The 18,946-nt window shown below is 64.7% G+C and carries 19 protein-coding genes and 1 riboswitch; of the genes, 5 read left to right on the top strand and 14 right to left on the bottom strand.

What is annotated here, in order from left to right; genetic code table 11:
- Positions 1 to 73 precede the first annotated feature (73 nt).
- The 5 genes from LFT47_RS07020 to LFT47_RS07000 form a co-directional block, all read right to left on the bottom strand.
- Entirely contained in the window at positions 74 to 1,522 is a 1,449-nt protein-coding gene (locus LFT47_RS07020; protein ID WP_236816543.1) for a YibE/F family protein, read from the bottom strand.
- A gap of 136 nt (positions 1,523 to 1,658) precedes the next feature.
- Entirely contained in the window at positions 1,659 to 3,032 is a 1,374-nt protein-coding gene (locus LFT47_RS07015; RefSeq protein ID WP_236816542.1) for an FAD-binding oxidoreductase, read from the bottom strand.
- A gap of 212 nt (positions 3,033 to 3,244) precedes the next feature.
- Positions 3,245 to 4,219, bottom strand: coding sequence for a GNAT family N-acetyltransferase (locus tag LFT47_RS07010; RefSeq protein WP_236816541.1), 975 nt, complete (start codon positions 4,217 to 4,219; stop codon positions 3,245 to 3,247).
- 2 nt (positions 4,220 to 4,221) lie between these two features.
- Complete coding sequence (locus LFT47_RS07005) at positions 4,222 to 5,607, bottom strand: glycine--tRNA ligase (protein ID WP_236816540.1); 1,386 nt, start codon at positions 5,605 to 5,607, stop codon at positions 4,222 to 4,224.
- A gap of 83 nt (positions 5,608 to 5,690) precedes the next feature.
- Complete coding sequence (locus tag LFT47_RS07000) at positions 5,691 to 6,740, bottom strand: DMT family transporter (protein WP_236816539.1); 1,050 nt, start codon at positions 6,738 to 6,740, stop codon at positions 5,691 to 5,693.
- A 33-nt stretch (positions 6,741 to 6,773) separates the two neighbouring features.
- On the opposite strand from LFT47_RS07000, the gene LFT47_RS06995 reads away from it, so the two are divergent.
- The gene (locus tag LFT47_RS06995) at positions 6,774 to 7,004 is read left to right on the top strand and encodes an RNA-binding S4 domain-containing protein (protein WP_236816537.1); all 231 of its coding nucleotides are present in this window, start codon (positions 6,774 to 6,776) and stop codon (positions 7,002 to 7,004) included.
- A gap of 66 nt (positions 7,005 to 7,070) precedes the next feature.
- Here the strand turns inward: LFT47_RS06995 and LFT47_RS06990 are convergent, their stop codons facing one another.
- Complete coding sequence (locus LFT47_RS06990; protein WP_236816536.1) at positions 7,071 to 7,724, bottom strand: alpha/beta hydrolase; 654 nt, start codon at positions 7,722 to 7,724, stop codon at positions 7,071 to 7,073.
- Between the two features lie 69 nt (positions 7,725 to 7,793).
- On the opposite strand from LFT47_RS06990, the gene LFT47_RS06985 reads away from it, so the two are divergent.
- Both LFT47_RS06985 and LFT47_RS06980 read left to right on the top strand, forming a co-directional pair.
- On the top strand, positions 7,794 to 8,636 hold the full coding sequence (locus tag LFT47_RS06985; RefSeq protein WP_236816535.1) for an SGNH/GDSL hydrolase family protein: 843 nt from the start codon (positions 7,794 to 7,796) through the stop codon (positions 8,634 to 8,636).
- Between the two features lie 67 nt (positions 8,637 to 8,703).
- Complete coding sequence (locus LFT47_RS06980; RefSeq protein WP_236816532.1) at positions 8,704 to 9,066, top strand: hypothetical protein; 363 nt, start codon at positions 8,704 to 8,706, stop codon at positions 9,064 to 9,066.
- 21 nt (positions 9,067 to 9,087) lie between these two features.
- On the opposite strand, the gene metX is transcribed toward LFT47_RS06980, so the two are convergent.
- Both metX and LFT47_RS06970 read right to left on the bottom strand, forming a co-directional pair.
- Entirely contained in the window at positions 9,088 to 10,209 is a 1,122-nt protein-coding gene (metX, locus tag LFT47_RS06975) for a homoserine O-acetyltransferase MetX (protein ID WP_236816531.1), read from the bottom strand.
- Positions 10,210 to 10,222: 13 nt separating this feature from the next.
- Positions 10,223 to 10,338, bottom strand: a riboswitch (SAM riboswitch).
- 160 nt (positions 10,339 to 10,498) lie between these two features.
- Positions 10,499 to 11,815 (bottom strand): bifunctional o-acetylhomoserine/o-acetylserine sulfhydrylase, encoded by a 1,317-nt coding sequence (locus LFT47_RS06970; RefSeq protein ID WP_236816530.1) that lies wholly within the window; start codon positions 11,813 to 11,815, stop codon positions 10,499 to 10,501.
- Between the two features lie 246 nt (positions 11,816 to 12,061).
- On the opposite strand from LFT47_RS06970, the gene LFT47_RS06965 reads away from it, so the two are divergent.
- A complete protein-coding gene (locus tag LFT47_RS06965; RefSeq protein ID WP_236816529.1) occupies positions 12,062 to 12,700 on the top strand; it encodes a VOC family protein in 639 nt (212 codons plus the stop codon).
- 123 nt (positions 12,701 to 12,823) lie between these two features.
- Here LFT47_RS06965 and LFT47_RS06960 read toward each other — a convergent pair whose 3' ends face one another.
- Entirely contained in the window at positions 12,824 to 13,588 is a 765-nt protein-coding gene (locus LFT47_RS06960; protein ID WP_234750766.1) for a CPBP family intramembrane glutamic endopeptidase, read from the bottom strand.
- 101 nt (positions 13,589 to 13,689) lie between these two features.
- Between LFT47_RS06960 and LFT47_RS06955 the strand changes: the two genes are divergently transcribed.
- The gene (locus LFT47_RS06955) at positions 13,690 to 14,370 is read left to right on the top strand and encodes a histidine phosphatase family protein (protein WP_236816528.1); all 681 of its coding nucleotides are present in this window, start codon (positions 13,690 to 13,692) and stop codon (positions 14,368 to 14,370) included.
- Between the two features lie 12 nt (positions 14,371 to 14,382).
- Here LFT47_RS06955 and LFT47_RS06950 read toward each other — a convergent pair whose 3' ends face one another.
- The 5 genes from LFT47_RS06950 to LFT47_RS06930 are packed head-to-tail and all read right to left on the bottom strand — an operon-like array spanning position 14,383 to position 18,893.
- Positions 14,383 to 15,174, bottom strand: a complete 792-nt coding sequence (locus tag LFT47_RS06950; RefSeq protein ID WP_236816525.1) for a DeoR/GlpR family DNA-binding transcription regulator — start codon at positions 15,172 to 15,174, stop codon at positions 14,383 to 14,385.
- Positions 15,175 to 15,197: 23 nt separating this feature from the next.
- Positions 15,198 to 16,037 (bottom strand): class II fructose-bisphosphate aldolase, encoded by an 840-nt coding sequence (locus LFT47_RS06945; RefSeq protein WP_236816523.1) that lies wholly within the window; start codon positions 16,035 to 16,037, stop codon positions 15,198 to 15,200.
- On the bottom strand, positions 16,034 to 16,993 hold the full coding sequence (locus LFT47_RS06940) for a 1-phosphofructokinase family hexose kinase (protein WP_442863443.1): 960 nt from the start codon (positions 16,991 to 16,993) through the stop codon (positions 16,034 to 16,036). The genes LFT47_RS06945 and LFT47_RS06940 overlap by 4 nt, the downstream gene beginning before the upstream one ends.
- Positions 16,994 to 17,001: 8 nt before the next feature.
- Entirely contained in the window at positions 17,002 to 17,952 is a 951-nt protein-coding gene (locus LFT47_RS06935) for an ROK family protein (RefSeq protein ID WP_236816519.1), read from the bottom strand.
- 8 nt (positions 17,953 to 17,960) lie between these two features.
- Positions 17,961 to 18,893: an SIS domain-containing protein gene (locus tag LFT47_RS06930; RefSeq protein WP_236816517.1), complete on the bottom strand. Its 933-nt coding sequence runs from the start codon at positions 18,891 to 18,893 to the stop codon at positions 17,961 to 17,963.
- Positions 18,894 to 18,946 lie beyond the last annotated feature (53 nt).

Raw genomic sequence — 18,946 nt, 5'->3', positions numbered from 1 at the left:
CCATCAAAGCCGAGATCCGCCTCCGGAGCCCGGGCGTGTGTCACCGATGGGGGATGACAAATGTCATCGACGGCTAGCGGCGCTCGGCTTCCCTGCGTGCCCGCCTGGTCATGACGACGGCGGCAAGCTCGCCGGTGTCGAACGATTCGAAGGCGTCGGCGGACCCGGCGGCTTCAAGCTCACGGACCTTCCCGTCGTCGTCGGCTGCTTCCGAATCCGCCGTGCCGGCGGCCGCGAGCCGCCTCGGACCGGTCGCTTTGACCACCAGCACTGCGATCAAAGTGGTCACCGGGATGGCAAGCACCAGGCCGATGGACCCTACCAGTGTGCGGATGACTTCCTCGGACAATTCGGCACTCGTGAGGGCATCGACCAGAGGGCGGTCGTACAGCATGACAATGATCAGGATGGGGAGGGCGGCACCGGCGTAGGCGAAGGCGATCGTGTAGACGGTTGAGGCGATGTGGTCCCGGCCGATCCTCATGGCCGAGGTGAACAGCTTGCGCGCGCCGGTCTCGGGTGCGAGCTCGTAGAGTTCCCACACGGCCGCGGACTGGGTGATGGTCACGTCGTTGAGGACTCCGAGCCCGGAGATAATCAGCCCACACAGGATGATGCCGGACAGGGAGATCTTGTCCGACATGTTCACGAGCGTGGCGCCCTCGCTGGTGGCGATACCGGTCAGGTTGGCGGCGTCCGTGGCCCAGGCCGCTAGCAGCGCCGTAATGCCGAGGCCGAAGATCGTGCCCAGCAACGCGGTGGAGGTCTTGGCCGAGAATCCGTGGGCGAAATAGAGCACGCCCATCATGATCGCCGTGGAGCCGACCAATGCCACGAGGAGCGGCGGCTTGCCTTCCACCAACCCCGGAAGCATGAAGCTGACCATCACCACGTAGGCTCCGGCCAGTCCAAGGAGCGCCCGGAAGCCGCGCCAACGCGCGACCGCAATGACCACCACGGCGTAGAGGATCGCCAAGAGCGCCATGGGAACGGTCCGCACGAAGTCCAGGAAAACGTACGACGGCGAGCCGTTGCCCGCCGCTGCGCCCTGAACCCTGGACAGGTTCAGATAGCGGATGCTGTCCCCCACCTTGACGCCGTGGGACTTGGCGACGTCCGGGTTGATGACCACTTTGACGGGGCTGCCGCCGTTATCCGGTTGCGTGGACGCGAACGTGCATTGGGACCCCTGCGGCTGTGTGCCGCTGCTTTGGTTCGTGCCGCTCGTGCCGTTTGTACCGTTCGTACTCGGAGCCTGGGTCCCCTGCGTGCAGTTTTCCTGGGTGACGGCTTGGATCTTGCCGGTATCAAACGTCACCCCGGGAGCCGCCGCGTAAGGGCTCGCGAACGTGATGCCTTCCTTGCTCCCTGACGGCCACATGACGAGCATGGCAACGATCGTGAGCACGGCAATCGGGGCCAGCACGGCCACGAGGAGCCAGTTGGCCCGCTTGCGTGCCGCGAGTGCCTGCGGGCTTGGCTCGAAATGCTCTGTGTGTCCGTGTGAATGGCCGTGACCCATTAGCTGCAAAACCTCATGCCCACAAGCCTACGTGGGGCAGCCCAGTGGCACTCCCAACTAACTCGCATTAGTTGTCGTTATGAGGGCTCAAAACGACAACTAATGCGAGCCAGTTGGGCCGGGTTCGCACCCGGGTTCAGGCGGGTTTGATGTTTTGGTTCACGTGGAAGAGGTTTCCTGGATCGTACTTGCCCTTGATGGCTTGGAGCCGCTCGTAGTTGACCCCGTAGTTCTCCCTGATCCTGCCCTGATCATCACCGTCCATGAAGCCGATATAGCCGCCCGGCGAGGAGTGCGGGCGCAATGCCGCGGCGTAACTGCGGACCCAGTCGATGTTCGCCTCGTTGTCTGCGGGGTCGTTCCACATGCAGGCGATCACCGGAGAGAACTTGACGCCGCGGTTGACGAAGGCGGTGTCCTTCTGACCCACGCGTTGCACGGCACCGTCGATCGGGTAGACATGGACGGACGTCTGCACGCTCGGAACTTTGCTTCCGTACTCAAGATGGGCCGCAATGGCGCCGTCGTTGAGCTCGGAGAGGAAATCCGCTTTCCAGTAGGCCTGCATACCTTTCGGAAGCAGAGGATCAAAGGCCGAGTTGAGTGCCGGGTACGGCATGGGCCCCACGAGCGAACCCGCCACGGGGGCAACATCCAGGAACGGCTGCCAGCGGGCGGCTCCTTCGGCAGGATCACCTGTCCACATGCCAATGACCACGCAGACCGGTTTGCCGTGCCACTCCTCGGGCAGGAACGGTACGGGCGGCCCCTGGTGGAAGCCCACGAACGCCCCGAATTCCTCCGGGGCAGTGTCTATGTAGTCGCGGTAGAACTTCGCAACGGTCTCAGCATGCTCCATGCCGTAGATGATGATCGCAGCGTGGACCATGTCCACCGGGTGCAGCTTGTATTCCAGCGACGTCACCACACCGAAGTTGCCTCCGCCGCCCCGCAAGGCCCAGAAGAGATCCTCGTTCCGGGTTTCGCTCGCGGTCAGGAATTTGCCGTCGGCGGTCACCACGTCAGCGGAGATCAAGTTGTCACAGGACAGGCCGTGTTTGCGGGCAAGATAGCCGATGCCGCCACCCAGGGTCAGACCTGCGATGCCGGTGGACCCCACGATCCCGCCCGTGGTAGCCAACCCGAAGGCATGGGTCGCATGGTTGAAATCTGCCCAAGTCGTTCCCGCCTCGGCACGGGCTGTACCGGCCTCGGGGTCAACACGGACTCCGGTGCGGTTGACGAAATCGATGACAAGGGCATCGTCCCAGGTACCGAAGCCGGGAGCGCTGTGGCCGCCGCCGCGGATGGCCAAGGGCAGGGAATTGTCCCGGGCAAAGTTCACGCTGGCAATGACGTCCGCTACCTGTGCCACACGCACGACGCCGGCCGGGCGTTTGTCGATCATCCCGTTATAGACAGCACGGGCGGAATCATAGTCAGGATCACGTGGAGTGACGAGTTGCCCACGGAGCTGTTCGCGCAGTCCGTCGAGGGCTGTTCCATTCATGGGTGTTACCGCCGATTCTCTTCATGAGACCGGATTAGTTCCACCCGCCGCTACCCCACCAGACCAACGGCCGGGGCTTACGTCGTCATGACTACACCCATGCCACGGCCTCGTCAAGAGTTCACCCAACTGGCTCGCAGTTGTTGTCGTTATGAGGGCTCAAAACGACAACTAATGCGAGCCAGTTGGGCCGGTAACCGGCCAGCTGACTGCTATTCGCTGACCACCAGGGTGTCCGCGCCGCGGAGCTTCGCCTTGCCCAGCTCCAGCAAGGGATCGACGACGGCGCGCACTGCCGTCATGGAATCGTCCACCTCGAGGAGCACGGGGTGCTGATAGGCAATGAGCGCCAGCAGGTCACGGATCGCGCCGCGGGCCTCGTCATCCTGCAAAAGCGGATCGTGCCCGAGGAATACCTCCGAGGGCTCATCCGAGCCGCCCTGGGCGTAGCTGATGGCGAAAGCCTGCAGCTTGCCCTTGCGGGTGGCCGGAACGCCAGAGCCAAAAGCGCTCGCCTTAGGCGCTCGCAGCACGACCGCACCGTGCGCCCCGGTGAGGTCATCGAGGAACAGCCGCTGCACAGTGGGGATGCCGAGCACTCCGGGGTTGTCCCAATGGTGCACGGCGGTGTAGTACCGGCCTACGACGTCGCTCAATTCCACGGATCCCGTGGCGAGGTCTTCCACTTGCTCGGAGGCCGCTGCTTCGGAGCCGTCGCCAAACACCGGCAACCTGAGCGGCTCGGGATCCACCACCACAAGCCGGGAACGCTGGATAGGTGCAAGTCCCGCCCACTCGGCGAAGGATGCGCCGGCCGTGCCGGGCTCCACCTTGCTGCGCAGCTTGGTGACCCCCGACGGCGACTGCCCGGCTTCGCGCCGCAGCATGGTCAGGAGCGTGGCCCCTATCCCGCTCCGGCGGTGGTCCTTGGCAACCTCGACGTAGGCCCAGAGCCGTTCCGGGTGCAGGGAGGCCTCGTGGACCACACCTGCAGCCACCGGGATGCCGATGCCGTCCACGACGTCTTCGGCAACGATGCACCGGCGCCAAGGCTGGCCTTGGCCGCCGTTGCTCGACGGAGCCAGGGCCGCACGGAATTGCTGTGCCGGGAGGGTCTCGGGCCCGCCCCACATTTCCAGGAGCGCGAGGTCGTCGCCCTCACGCCATTCGCGGTATTCGATGGACACGCTTAGGCGCCGATCAGTCGTGCGGCCAGGTAACCCTCCACCTTGTCCAGGGACACACGTTCCTGGCTCATGGTGTCGCGCTCACGGATGGTGACGGCCTGGTCGTCAAGCGTGTCGAAGTCCACCGTGATGCAGAACGGGGTACCGATCTCGTCCTGGCGACGGTAGCGGCGGCCGATGGCGCCGGCGTCGTCGAAGTCGATGTTCCAGTTCTTGCGCAGCTGGGCGCCCAAGTCCTTTGCCTTCGGGGACAGGTCCTCGTTGCGGCTCAGGGGCAGCACGGCTGCCTTGACCGGCGCGAGGCGCGGATCCAGCTTCAGGACGGTGCGGACGTCGACGCCGCCCTTGGCGTTGGGTGCCTCGTCCTCGGTGTAGGCGTCCACGAGGAAGGCCATGAAGGAACGCGTCAGGCCGGCGGCCGGTTCAATGACGTACGGCGTGTAGCGCTCGTTGGTGGCCTGGTTGAAGTAGCTGAGGTCCTGGCCGGATGCCTTCGAGTGAGTCGAGAGGTCGAAGTCGGTGCGGTTGGCGATGCCCTCGAGCTCGCCCCACTCGGAGCCCTGGAAACCGAAGCGGTATTCGATGTCCGTGGTGCCCTTCGAGTAGTGGCTGAGCTTGTCCAACGGGTGCTCGTAGAAACGCAGGTTCTCCGGCCGGATGCCCAGATCGGTGTACCAGGACATGCGTTCCTTCATCCAGTACTGGTGCCATTCTTCGTCGGTGCCCGGCTCGACGAAGAATTCCATCTCCATTTGTTCGAACTCGCGGGTGCGGAAGATGAAGTTGCCCGGCGTGATCTCGTTGCGGAAGGACTTGCCGATCTGGCCGATGCCGAACGGCGGCTTCTTGCGGGACGTGGTGAGCACGTTGCTGAAGTTGACGAAGATGCCCTGAGCGGTTTCCGGGCGCAGGTAGTGCAGGCCTTCTTCACTGGCCACGGGGCCCAGGAAGGTCTTGAGCAGGCCGGAGAACTCCTGCGGTTCGGTCCATTGGCCGCGGGTGCCGCAGTTGGCGCAGGCAATGTCCTTGAGGCCGTTTTCGGCGGGACGGCCCTTCTTTTCCTCGTACTCTTCCTCGAGGTGGTCGGCGCGGTAGCGCTTGTGGCAGGAAAGGCACTCGACCAGGGGGTCGGAGAACACCTCGACGTGGCCGGAGGCCTCCCATACCTGGCGGGGCAGGATCACGGAGGAGTCCAAGCCCACAACATCCTCGCGGCCGCGGACGACGCTCTGCCACCACTGGCGCTTGATGTTCTCCTTGAGCTCGGCACCGAGGGGGCCGTAGTCCCACGCGGACCGGGAGCCACCATAGATTTCACCGGCCTGGAACACGAAGCCCCTCCGCTTGGAGAGGGAAATGACCTGGTCGAGGACGGATTTTGCTGCCATGGGTAACTCCAATGTTCTACAGGGCCGCTGGGTGCGGTCCGTGCTTGTGCGCGAAGGTAATGCTGTGCAGGAAGCTGCGAGTCCTAGCCTACCGGCCTTTGGTTGCTGTCCTGCTTCCGGGACTGGCCCGGCCGGCCCTTGCCGGGGCGGCGGGAAGAGAGCGCGCCCTTCGGCCACGGCAAGGTGGCGACGATGATGGCGAACAGGGTCAGCAAGGTGCCAAGAATCGTGGGCAAAGCCACCACGGTTCCGGGAGCCGGCAGGACCAGGTCAAGCGCGAGCGATCCGAGGAGCTGGCCGGCAATCATTCCCAGGCCCGTGACCAGGACACCGAGGCTGCGGACCAACAAGGCAGCCAGGCCGATGAAGACGCAGCCCATCGGCCCGCCCAAGTAATACCACCATTCGGCGGGCAGGGCGTGTCCTGGACCAAGCAGCGACAACTTGATGAGCCAGGCGATCCAGAGAATGACTGTTCCGGCCACGAAATTCACCAGCGTCGCGGCGATGGGGCTGCCATAGTGCACGGTCGCTGTGCCGTTCATCGCCTGCTGGAAACTCATGAGGCAACCCGCCACGACCGGCAACAGGATCGGCAGCAGCAAGGACCCGACGTCGGCGGCTGCCCCGAGGCGCGGCGAGACGGCCCAGACGACGGCGGCGATCGTCAGGACGCTGCCGAGGATGCGGACCCCGGTGATCGAGCGTTTGCCCCCGGGACCGATGCCGAGCCGGTCCACGAGCAGTCCGCTCAGGGTCTGGCCCGTGACCGCGGCGACCGTGAACAAGGCCACGCCAAGCAAGCCGACCGTGAACGATTGGGCAAACACGAACAGGGCGCCGATACCGCCGGCCAGGACATAGAACCGCGGAAAACTGCGCTCCTTGAGGGCAGGCAGGATCCTTCGCAGCGCGGCGCGGCCTTTCGGCAGCGCCAGTCCGATCGCGGCGATCAGTACCAACCCGGTGGTGAAACTCACGACGGCGGCCGCGATGCCGTCGTCGAGCCTTGCTCCCAGGGCGCCATTGATCCGGCCCTGAAGGGGAATCACGAGTCCGGTTGCCACGGCAAGGAGCAGTCCGGTGAGCAAGGGACGGGATGTCGGGGACGCGGGGCGGGACGACTGCGGCATTTTCACCACCTTACTTCAGGCATCATTGCTTGTATGAGCAACCCGGAAATCGAAGAAATCCCCATCCGTGACGACATGATCCGACTCGGTCAGCTCCTGAAGCTCGCCAACCTGGTGGAGGACGGCGTGGAAGCCACGGAACTCATCAAGAACGGCCTGGTCAAAGTGAACGGCGAGATCGACGATCGACGCGGCCGCCAGCTCCATCCAGGCGACACCGTGACCGTCAACGGACAGACGGTGCGGATCACTACAGAGTCCTAGCAACGCGGGGTCACTTACGGCCCATAAGGTGCCTCTGAATGGGCCGTAAGTGACCCCGCGTTGCTTTCAGACGGACGCGAGGACCTTGTGCTCCAGGAATTCGGCCACGTGTCCGATTTCCTGCTGGTTGATGCCGTGCCACATGCCTGTGTAGAGCACCTTGGTGAGGTCCGTGTGCTTTCGCACCCACTCCATGGTGTATTCGATCTTGTCCGGGGTGATGACGGGGTCCTGCTGGTCCCGCCCCCAGAAGAGCGGCACGGAACCGTCCAGTTCGGCGTCGCGGAATGCGGGGTCGGCATCGGCGTCGACGGCGAAGCCCGAAAGACCGACGACGGCGGCAAAGTCCGCCGGGCGCTGACGGAGCAGCGAGGTGGCCATGGCCATGCCCATGGAAAAACCGAGGAGGGTCACCGAGCTGTGGTTCGACTTGAACGAATCCAGCCAGGAAAACACGTACTCCGCGGCGTCCTTGACGGCGTCGAGGGAGTAGTCGATGGACGCCGTGAGCGGGAACCACGTGAAGCCCGGGCCCGTGGCGATCGGCGCCCGGAGCGAAGCGACGACGAAGTCCTGGGGCAACAGCCCGGCAAGGCTAAAAAGGTCTTGCTCGTTGGATCCGTAACCGTGCAACAGGACCAACAACGGCTTTCCAGCCCGTTCTTCCTCTTCGTGGGACCACAAAACGACCGGGGCGGGAAAGGCAGAAGCTTGACTCATGGGACTATTCTTGCAGTTACCCATGAGTAACAAGCTACGGGCGCGTAGCGTTGCAGCAAGAGGCAGGATATGAACGTGAGTGACACTGATTCCACGGTGGAGGCAAAACCGGATGAGCGGATTCATCCGTGGACGCGCTACGTGGCATTGGGTGATTCCTTTACCGAAGGCATCGGCGACCCGGAACCCAACAATCCAGGGGGACATCGCGGCTGGGCCGACCGCGTAGCCGAGGAACTGAGCCGCGGACACCGGGATTTCGCGTACGCCAACCTCGCCATCCGCGGTCGGCTGCTTCAGCAGATCCTCGATGAACAACTTGGCCCGTGCACGGACCTCAAGCCGGACCTCGTGAGCATCTCCGCAGGTGGCAACGACCTCATCCGTCCCGGCGGCGACCCCGACGCCTTGGCCGAGAAACTCGATGCCGCCGTACAGACCCTGAGCTCCGAAGGCGCCACCGTGGTTCTCTTCAACGGCCCGGACACCGTGTCGTCGGTACTCGGCCGGATCCGCGGCAAGGTGGCCATCTACAACGAAAACCTCCGCACGGTGGCCGCCCGCCACGATGCCGTGATCGCTGATATGTGGTCCCTGCGCCAACTCTCAAACTCCCAGATGTGGGACGAAGACCGCCTGCATTTCTCGCCGCTCGGCCACCACACCATCGCCGCGATGGTCCTCGACTCACTCAATGTGCCGCACAACCTCGAGCCGCTGTTCCCCAAGCCGCTCCCCCAGCGCAGTTGGCGCGAAGCCCGCTCGGGCGACCTCGTATGGGCACGCGAGTATTTTGTCCCCTGGGTCATCCGGCGGATCCGGCACCGGTCCTCCGGTGACGGAATCCTGCCGAAGCGCCCGACGCCGGGACCCGTCTTCGGTCCTGCCGACACCTTCCTGCCCCGGAGTTGAGCGGGAACCACAGGGCGGGTCACAGGGAGCGGGGCTAAGCTGGTGAAAGACCTAGGAGGCCTCCACCGTGAACAATTTGATCTTCTGGATCATCGTCTGCTCTTGGCTGATTCCAATGGGGATCCGCATGTACAACCGATCGCGCCAACGCAGGCTCCGGGACTTGCCTCCGCAGAATTACCCCGTCGGATACCCGGAGCAACCCCCGGTAATCTTCCCGGCTGAGCCGCAACCCCCGGTGGCGACGCCCCTGCCGCAGGCCGCTCCGCCGTCGTCGGCTGCTCCGCAAACGAACAGCGCGCCCCAGCCGGGCAGCGCGCCCCAAGGCTACCGGGCACGGAAACTGGCCGAACTGGACCAGGAGTACAGCGACGGGAAAATCGCCATGGAGGATTACATGAAGCTCCGCCAGGAGATCATGAACGGCTGATTCAGCCGAAGAAGGCCTGCGTCAGCCGAAGAAAGATTCCCGCAGCTGGGGACCGAGCTGGCCGATCTCGGTGAGGAAACCGTCGTGCCCGATCGGCGCCTCGATGACGTGAACCGGGACCTCACCGGGCAAGGCCTTTGCCAACTCGTGGGATTGTTCCGGGAAGTAGAGCCGGTCCGAGTCAACCGAGGCAATGAAGAACTTCGCCGTTGCCCCGGACAGCGCCTCCTCCAATGAGCCGCGGCCGCGGGTGATGTCGTGGCTCATGAGGGCCTCGGTGATGGCGATGTAGCTGTTGGCGTCGAAGCGCTGGACCAGCTTGCGTCCCTGGTGGTCGAGGTAGCTCTCCACCTGGTAACGGCCCCTGTCCCCCAACGCGGCAGCCTGAAGGGGCGCCTCACCGCCTTGGGCGTTCCGGCCGAAGCGGAAGTCCAGTTCATCCGCCGAACGATAGGTGATGTGGGCGATCCGCCGGGCAAGGGCCAACCCCGCCTCGGGCGCGGCCTGGCCATAGTAGTCGCCGCCATTGAAGTCGGCGTCCTGCCGGATGGCGAGCGTCTGGGCCTGCGCGAACGCGATCTGCTCGGCAGTGCTGTACGCCCCGATCGAAATCACGGCACATTGTCCAACGCGGTCCGGATAGCCGACGGCCCATTCGAGTGCACGGGCACCGCCCATGGATCCGCCCACGACGGTGTGCCAGCTACGGATCCCCAAAGCGTCGGCCAGCCGGGCTTCGGCTATGGTGCTGTCCCGCAGGGTCACGAGCGGGAAACGGGAGCCCCACGGCCTGCCGTCAGGAGCGCTCGACGACGGCCCGGTGCTGCCGTAGCAGCCTCCCACGATGTTGACGGAGACCACGAAGTAGCGATCCGTGTCGATGGTGGCGCCCGGGCCAACGAGTTGTTCCCACCAGCCTTCTTCGTCGCTCTCGCCACGGGCCACATGGGTGCTGCCGGTCAGGGCGTGTTCCACCAGGACAGCGTTGGAAGCGTCTGCGTTGAGCCGGCCCCACGTCTCGTACGCAAGGACGACGTCCGGCAGGAAACCTCCGGCCTCCAGCTCGAGGCCGCCAACGGAAACATATTTGAGGGTTCCGTCCTGGGTACCGGAAAGGGGTATGGCTGTTGCAGCAATTGTCATTCGTTGACACCTCACATCGCGCTTGCCCGCCGCCAACACAGCGAAGGGCCAGGTCTTCACCCGGGGCACCCCGCCGCGAATGGAGGGTTGCCGGCCAGCAAGCCGGGGCTGTCGCTGGCACTCATGACCTATAGGAAGAGTCTAGGAAAAACGGACCCCTTCTGACGAAGATTATGACATCTTTGTGACACTTGACCGTGTTTTGTTCACGAAGCAGGGACTGAGGAGGCCAGCCGGCGAAGATTCATGCTGCGTCGCCCGCCGGCCTCCTGCACCATCCGGAGCGGCACTAGCTGCCCTTCGCCGCCCGGAATCCTGACTCAAGGTCCGCGATGATGTCGTCGATGTGCTCGATCCCCACGGACAGCCGCACCAGGCCCGGGGTCACTCCGGCCACGGCCTGCTGTTCGGGGGTCAGCTGGCTGTGTGTCGTGGACGCGGGGTGGATGACCAAGGAACGGACGTCCCCGATGTTTGCCACGTGCGAATGTAGTTCCAGGGCGTCCACGAAGCGTCTGCCGGCGTCGATCCCGCCGCGGATGGTGAAGGACACTACGGCGCCCGTGCCCCGGGGTCCGTATTTCCGCCCGCGTTCGAACCACGGACTGGAAGGCAGCCCCGCGTAGGCGACCGATTCGACGTCGTCGCGCCCTTCGAGCCATTGCGCCACTTTGGTGGCATTGTCCACGTGACGTTCCACCCGCAGGCTGAGGGTTTCGATTCCTTGGGAGATCAGGAAAGCGTTGAACGGTGAAACTGCCGAGCCGAGGTCGCGCAGGAGCTGGACCCGGGCCTTGAGGATGTAGGAGAGGTTCGCGCCGAGGGCACCGTCCTTGCCGAGGTCGCGGGCATAGACCAGTCCGTTGTAGCTGGGGTCCGGAGTGTTGAAGTTGGGGAAGCGCTCAGGGTCCTTGCCGAAATCGAAGTTGCCGGAGTCCACGATGACGCCGGCTATGGCAGATCCGTGCCCGCCCAGGTATTTGGTGGCCGAATGCACCACGATGTCCGCGCCCCACTCGATGGGCCGGATCAGGTACGGCGTGGCGAGGGTGTTGTCCACAACGAGCGGGACTCCGGCTTCGTGCGCGATGCGGGAGACGCCCTCGATGTCCAAAACGTCCTGGCGGGGGTTGGAGACCACTTCGGCGAAGAAAAGCTTGGTATTTGGCTGCACGGCGTCGCGCCAGTGGTCGAGGTTGTCAGGGTCTTCGACAAAGGTGACCGAGATTCCGAATTTCTTCAGTGTGTGCGCCAGCAGGTTGTACGTGCCGCCGTAGAGGCTTGGGCTGGCGACCAGGTGGTCGCCCGCCTCGGCGACGTTGAGGATGGCGAACGTTTCCGCGGCCTGGCCGGAGCTCAGCAGGAGTGCCGCGAGTCCACCCTCCAGGCTCGCTATGCGCTGTTCCACCGCATTCTGCGTGGGGTTGCCGATCCGGGTGTAGATGGGTGCCAGCTCGGCCAGCGCAAAGCGGTTGGCCGCGCTTTCCGCGCTGGGAAAGACGAACGAAGTGGTCTGGTAGATGGGAAGTGCCCGGGCGCCGGTGGCAGCGTCCGGCTCCTGGCCGGCGTGGATCTGGCGCGTTTCGAATGACCATCCTTGGGACATGCGGACTCCTGGTTGTCTGGGCTCTCGCCGTGCTTCAGCCTGCCGGGCTGAAGTATTCCGCCAGCCGGCGTTCGGTTGCCGCCAGTCTAGGGACGGTATTGCGGGCTCCGGAAGCTTTGTGACGAACACGGTAGTTTTCGGTCGCGGCGCGTCCTGAAGTGACTCCGAGCTGCCTTTTCGATACATCCCACCTTGGTTAGGCTTGACTTAGCTGAGAGCTCCATCACAAAGTGCCAAGATGAAGCCATGCGCATGGATCACGTCTCTTACGCTTGTGAACGAGATGGCCTCTTGGCCACCACCGAGCGAATTTCCGCAGCATTGGGAGTGGACGCAGTCCGGGGCGGAGTGCATCCGCGCTTCGGTACCCGGAACATGATCATCCCCCTTGCTGACCACAAATACCTGGAAGTCGTCGAGGTCCTAGACCACCCGGCATCCGACAAGGCACCTTTTGGACAAGCCGTCCGTGCACGCTCCGCCGCAGGAGGTGGGTGGATGGGCTGGTGCGTCGCTGTTGACGACCTGAGCCCGTTCGAACAGCGGCTCGGACGCGCCGCTGTCCCCGGCAACCGCAAGTTTCCGGACGGCCGCGAACTCGTCTGGTCGCAGATCGGCATCCTGGGACTCATCGCCGATCCCCAGGTTCCCTACTTGCTCCGTTGGGAGGGCGATCCTGCGCTTCACCCATCCCTCGTGTACCCAAGCGACGTCAAGATGTCCAGCCTCACCATTGCCGGCTCCGCCGAGCGCGTCACCCAGTGGCTCGGGGAACCAGTGGAGAAGCCGCTTGAGGACGTTGCAGTCCAATGGATGGCTCCGCACGGAACCCCGGGAATCATGTCGGTAACGTTCGAAACCGCCAACGGAGCCGTCACCATCTGACGGACCATCCCGTCACGATCTGACGGACCAACGGGCCGGGAAGGCCCGGAAAACTTCGGCCGCCATATGCGGGTGCCAATGACGTCACCCCGCAATGGCGGCCGAAACCTTTTAACTCGAACCCTAGCCCAGCCCGATGGCCTTGCCGAAGACACTGAAGCCGACGAACGCCACGATGTCCAGGAGCGCATGGGCCACGACGAGCGGCATGACCCGTTTGGTCTTCGTGTAAATCCAGCCGAAAACGAGGCCCATGACGGCGTTGCCGATGAAAGGTCCGAAGCCTTGGTACAGGTGGTAGCTGCCGCGAAGGAGCGCGCTGAGCACGATCGCCAGCGGGGTGCTCCACCCGAACTTCCCGAACCGGTCCAGGAGGTAGCCCACCACGATGACTTCTTCGACGACGGCGTGCCGCACCGCGGAGAGGACCAGCACCGGCACGGTCCACCAGTAGGAGTCCAGGCCGCTGGGGATGATCGCCGTCGTGATCCCGAGGGCACGGCCGGCTGCGTAAAGGCCGAGCGACGGGATCCCGATCAGCGCGGCGAGGCCAAGTCCTTGCAACGCGTCGCGGCCCGGACGGGCGAAGTTGAAGCCCAGCCGGGTGAAGCCCGAGGGACTCTCCGCCGTTTGGCGGTGCAAAGACAGGAAGTAGAACACCAACACCACCGGGACCAACGCGAACGCGATGTCCAGCAGCTGGTAGGTGAGGTCGAAGTACTCGCGCGTGCTCTGCGAGCGGTTGAGGGTGGACGTCGCATGGGCCAAGGGCCCCTGGGTCATCTTGTCCAGCAACTGCACCACGGAGTACACGGCCGATTGGCCGAGGGACAGGCCAAGGACAATCAGCACTTCGGCGCGCAACCGGCGCGTTGAGGCTAGGAGCATGCTCCTATCTTGCCTGCATTTGCCTGATGTTTCCCTCCGAGCTGGGTCCACGGTTGTCCGCTTGCATGGGCCGGGCGGCTCCTGACCCTATGCTTGGTGGGATGAGCGCGCCAGCACGAATCTTCATGATCCGGCACGGCCAGTCCGCCGCCAACGCCGACACTTCCATCTACAACCGTGTGCCCGATTACCGTATCCCGTTGACGGAGCTCGGCATCGAGCAGGCACGGGCCGCGGGTGAGGCGCTGCGCAGGAAGCTCGACGGCGAACCTGTGTGCGTTTATGTCTCGCCTTACCTTCGGGCATACCAGACCCTCGAGGCACTGAATCTGGGCAGCCTCACGGAGAGGGTCATCGAGGAGCCCCGGCTGCGTGAACAGGACTGGGCCAACTTCCAGATTGCGGGAGACATCGGGGACCAAAAGGAGCTGCGCAACCTCTACGGGCATTTCTTCTACCGGTTCCGCGAGGGCGAATCAGGCTCTGATGTCTACGACCGGATTTCGTCCTTCATGGAAACCCTGTACCGGCATTGGGAGAAACCCGACTACGCGCCCAACACCTTGCTGGTAACGCATGGCCTCACCATGCGGCTCTTCTGCATGCGGTGGTTCCACTGGTCGGTGGAGTACTTCGAGTCCCTCAACAACCCGGGCAACGCGGAGCTGCGGACGCTTATCCGCAACGACCAGGACAAATACGATCTCGACACGCCGTTCAGCCAGTGGGTGCAGCGCAGCACGGACGAAACCGTGCTGAACGCTCCCCCGATGGTCTTCTGACGCGCAACGCGGCTAGGCGTCCTTGGCCACGATTACTTCGGTGCCGCCGGCTTCAAATGCAGCCTTGTCCTCTGCCGTGATGCCCGAATCCGTGATGAGCCGGCGGAAATCGTACCCGGCCATCGCCGCGAAGGCACGCTTGCCGATCTTCGTGGAGTCGGCGAGGACATAGGAATCGGTGGCGCGCCGGGCCATGACGGTATTCACCATGGCTTCTCCCTCGTCGGTGATGGTGGGGCCGATCTTCGGATCCACTCCGTTGACGCCGATGAAGGCGATGTCCAAGGCAACCTTCTGCATGATGACATCGGTGTAGGGCCCGACAAGTTCGTAGGAACGCGGGTTCAGGATGCCGCCGGTGACCATGATCTTGATGTTGGGGCGCACGGCAAGCTGGGCGGCGATGTTGATGGCGTTGGTGACCACGGTCAGCATGGGCCGGTTGGAGGGCGCGTTGAGGTCTTCGCGGGTGGACAGCACCTGGGCCAGGGCCGTGTTGGTGGTGCCGCCGCTGAGTCCTATCACGGCCCCGGGCATGATGAGCTCCGACGCTGCCAAGGCTATCTGCTGCTTGGCCTCGGCGTGATCATCCCTGTTGTAGCGCCCCGGAAGTTCGTAGGCCACTGATCCCGTGGTTGCACCGCCGCGGGTACGGCTCAGGAGCCGCTGCTTGGCGAGGCTGTCCAGGTCACGGCGCGCAGTAGCCGGCGAGACGGCCAGCCGGGACACGATATCCTCGACCTCAACATGCCCTGACTCGGCGAGGAGATCAAGGATGGCTGTCAGTCGATCGTTGCGGGTCATCACGAACCTTCCGGAAATTAGGACTAGTTCACTTTCGCGAACAGCGTCAGCAGACGTGCGGTTTCCAACACCAAGGCGTCCCGTCCGGCCTTGATGTACTTGCGGGAGTCCACCACGGAAGGGTTGGCATCCAGGTACTCACGGACGGCGCGGGTGAAAAACCCGTTCAAGTGTGTGGATACGTTGATCTTAGTCATACCGGCCCGGATTGCCGCCACCAGCCTTTCGTCCGCCACGCCGGAGGACCCGTGAAGGACAAGCGGCAGCTGGACGGCCTCTTTGAGCCGGGTGATGAGGGCCAGGTCCAAGGCTGCGCTGCGTTCGGTCATCGCGTGCGAGGAACCGACGGCGACGGCGAGGGCGTCGACGCCGGTGGCTTCCACGAAGGCTCGGGCTTCGGCCGGATCCGTCCGGACTCCCGGGGCATGGGCACCGTCCTTGCCTCCCACTTTCCCGAGTTCGGCTTCGACGTAGACGCCGTGGTCCTGGGCGTATGTGGCAACCCGACGCGTGACTTCAACGTTCGAGTCATAGGGCAAGTGTGCGCCGTCGTACATGACAGACCCGAACCCGAGGTCGACGGCCTGCAAGGCCAGCTCTTCGGATTCGGCGTGGTCCAGGTGCAGGGCCACAGGCACCGAAGAGTCCCGGGCGATGGACATGGCACCCCGGGCAATCGGGACGAGTCCGCCGTGGAACCGGACGCAGTTCTCCGAGATTTGCAAAATCAACGGGACACCCGCTGTCTCCGCCCCGGCCACAAGGCCTTCCGCGGTTTCGAGGTGGATGACGTTGAAGGCACCCTGTCCGATTCCGTTGGCGGCGGCGGTATCCATGAGTTCCCGTGTACTGACGAGCGTCACAGGGTCTCCTTCCAGCTGAGAATGAGTTGGTCTTCGAGGTCCGCGTAGAGCGGTGAGATCTCACCGGCGGCTGGCATGAGCACCGCGGCGGCGGACCAGGCGGTTGCCCGGCGGAGGATCGTGGGGATGTCGGTGATCCCGTCGGCGAGCGCGACGGCGGCCGCCGCCACTCCGGCGTCGCCGGCTCCCGTGGGGTTGCCGCTGAGCGGTTCCGGGAGCCGGGCGCTCCAGTAGCCTCCGGGGGACGCATGGTGGAACGCGAGCATGCCTTCAGCACCGGCACTGACCAGGACCGTCTTGGCCCCGAGGGCGATCAATCGCTCTGCGGCCACGTCAAGGCTGCTTTCCCCTGTTGCTTCAAGGAGTTCGTGGTTGTTGGGCTTGAGGAGGTCCGCCCCGGCCCGCGCGGCGGCGATGATCCCGGGACCGGAAGTATCGACGACGGCGGGAATCCCGGCGTCGTGCGCCAGGCGCACCAGCGCCGGGTAGAAGTCGGCCGGCGCCCCGGGTGGCAGGCTGCCGGAACCGACAAGCACTCCCGCGCTTTGCCCGTCCGGGTTGTCGATGTGCAGGGCGTCGACGACGGCGGCGGCCAGCGCCTGCCATTCGCGCGGTTGGAGGGCGCTCCCCTCCTCATTGAAGATGGACGTTTCGCCGCCCACCGTATCCACGAGCGCAATGCTGCGCCGGGTTTCCGCGGCGACAGGAATCAAGCGATGCGGTACGCCGCTGCTGAGCAGTTCGGCCGCGAATTCGGCACCGGACGTGCCGCCCGAGGGCGCGAGCGCCAGCACGGGATGGCCCAGCTGGTGGGCCACGCGAGCCACGTTGAGGCCCTTTCCGCCTGCCCGGCTGAGGGGTGCGGTAACGCGATGGCTTGCTCCGGGGGTGATCCCTGCGACGTGGTAACTGAGGTCGATGGCCGGATTAGGCGTGACGGTGATGACCTGTTTCATGGCCTGGTTCACCTCCCCGCCCCCGTGCCGGAGGCGGCCTTCGCGGCCGGGAGCAGGGCCCGTGCCCTCATGGCGGCGCCGAGCAAACCTGCATCCTGGCCGAGCTGGGCGCGCATGATGATGGGCCGGCGCTGGAAATCGAGCAGCTCATCGAGGCGCGAACGCAGTGGCTGCAGGAGTCCTTCACCCGCTTCGGCAAGCCCGCCGCCCACCACCACTGCTTCGGTGCCGATGATGCTGACGCATTGGCTGAGGCTGAAAGCGAGGGCGTCCACCGCGTCGGCCCAGATCCTGGCCGCAAGTGCATCGCCCGCTGTGGCCCGTTCGAGGACTTCACGGGCACCGGCGCGCGGTGTTCCGGCCTTGTCGCTGTAACGCCGGGCGATCGCTCCGGCGGAGCCGACGGCCTCGAGGATCGTGTGGCCCGGACCGTCGGGGTCCGGAACGAGGGCGTGGCCCAGTTCTCCCGCGAAGCCGCCTGCGCGCACCGGGTACCCGTCGGAGATGACGGCTGCGGCGATCCCGGTGCCCACCACCATCACCACGACGTTGCGAAAATCGCGGGCCGCTCCGAACCGGAATTCGGCTTCGGCGGCCGTGCTGACATCGTGGCCGAAGGAGACCGGCAGCCCGAGGCGTCGCGCGGCCTTTTCCCCAAAGGGAAAGTTCCGCCAGCCCAGGTTCGCCGAATAGATCCCCACTCCGCTGTCGGAATCAACGATTCCCGGAACCACAATGCACGCGGCCTTCGCCGGGTGGCCCGGGAATTCAGCGGCAAACTCAGCGGCCAACGCTTCAACGGCGTCAAGGATCGCCTCGCCCGGCCGCAAGGGATCATGCGGCGTAGCCGTGCGGCGCAGGCCCAGGACATTCCCGGCCGTGTCGACAAGGCCTGCCTTCAGATCCGTCCCCCCGACATCGAAGGCCAGGACTGCGGATTCAGCGGCTCCGAGAACCATGGGATTGCCTAGGCCGTGGCGTTCAGGACAACAGAGCGCGTGAGATTGCGCGGCAGATCGGGGTTGAGGCCGCGCACGCGCGCCCGCTCCAGGGTGACCTTATGGACCCGGGCCAGCTCGGCGAGCGGATGCTTGCCGGTGTTGACGTAGAGGGCGCCTGTGCGGCCCATGTCGGCGTCGAGGCCTTCGGGCTGCGGGCCAAAGATCCACGTCACCCGGCCCGGGGCGGCAATGGAAATGGGACCGTGCCGGTACTCCATCGCCGGATAGGATTCGGTCCAGCCCTGCACTGCTTCGCGCATCTTGAGTCCGGCTTCGTGGGCCAGGCCGACGGTCCAGCCGGTACCGAGGAAGGTGAACTGTTCGGCGTCGAGCAACTCCTGGGAAACAGCTTCGGTCACGGCCGTACGGGCATCCTCGATCGCCGAGCCGAGTTCGATGCCGAGGCTCGTCAGGAGGTACACCAGGGCCGTCGTGGCGAAGCGGGTCTGGACCACCGATTTCTCATCGGCGTAGGGAAGGCCGATCACGGCGTCGGCCAGGGTGGTGATGGGTGAATTCACGTCGCCGATCACGGCGATAGTGCGGACTTTTCCACGAAGCGCTTCGAGGAGCTCAAGTACCTCGGTGGTGGTGCCGGAACGGGTGATGGCGATGACGGCGTCGTAATCGCGGCCCGCGCTGTTGTGATTGAGGAAGGCTTCTGACGCCGCGAATGCATCGGTGACGCCCTTGCCCGCGGCTTCGCGGGCAGCTGCATAGCTCTGCGCCATGAACCACGAGGTACCGCAGCCGACGACGGCGATCCGCTCACCGTCGGCGGGAAGCAGGTGCCATTCCTTGGCTTGCTCAAGTTCGCATTGCCCGATGGCCCGCTTCCAGACCTCGGGCTGCGAAACAAGCTCTTCTTCCATGAAGGCCCCGAGGGTGTTGTTACTCATCGCACTTACCATTCCTGTCCGCGCTTCTTCGACGCACTCTTCAACGCTCAACC

The organism is Arthrobacter sp. FW306-2-2C-D06B, assembly GCF_021789175.1.
GTDB lineage: Bacteria > Actinomycetota > Actinomycetes > Actinomycetales > Micrococcaceae > Arthrobacter.
The sequence above is the reverse complement of the archived record's forward strand: the minus strand, read 5'-3'. Positions and strand labels throughout refer to the sequence as shown.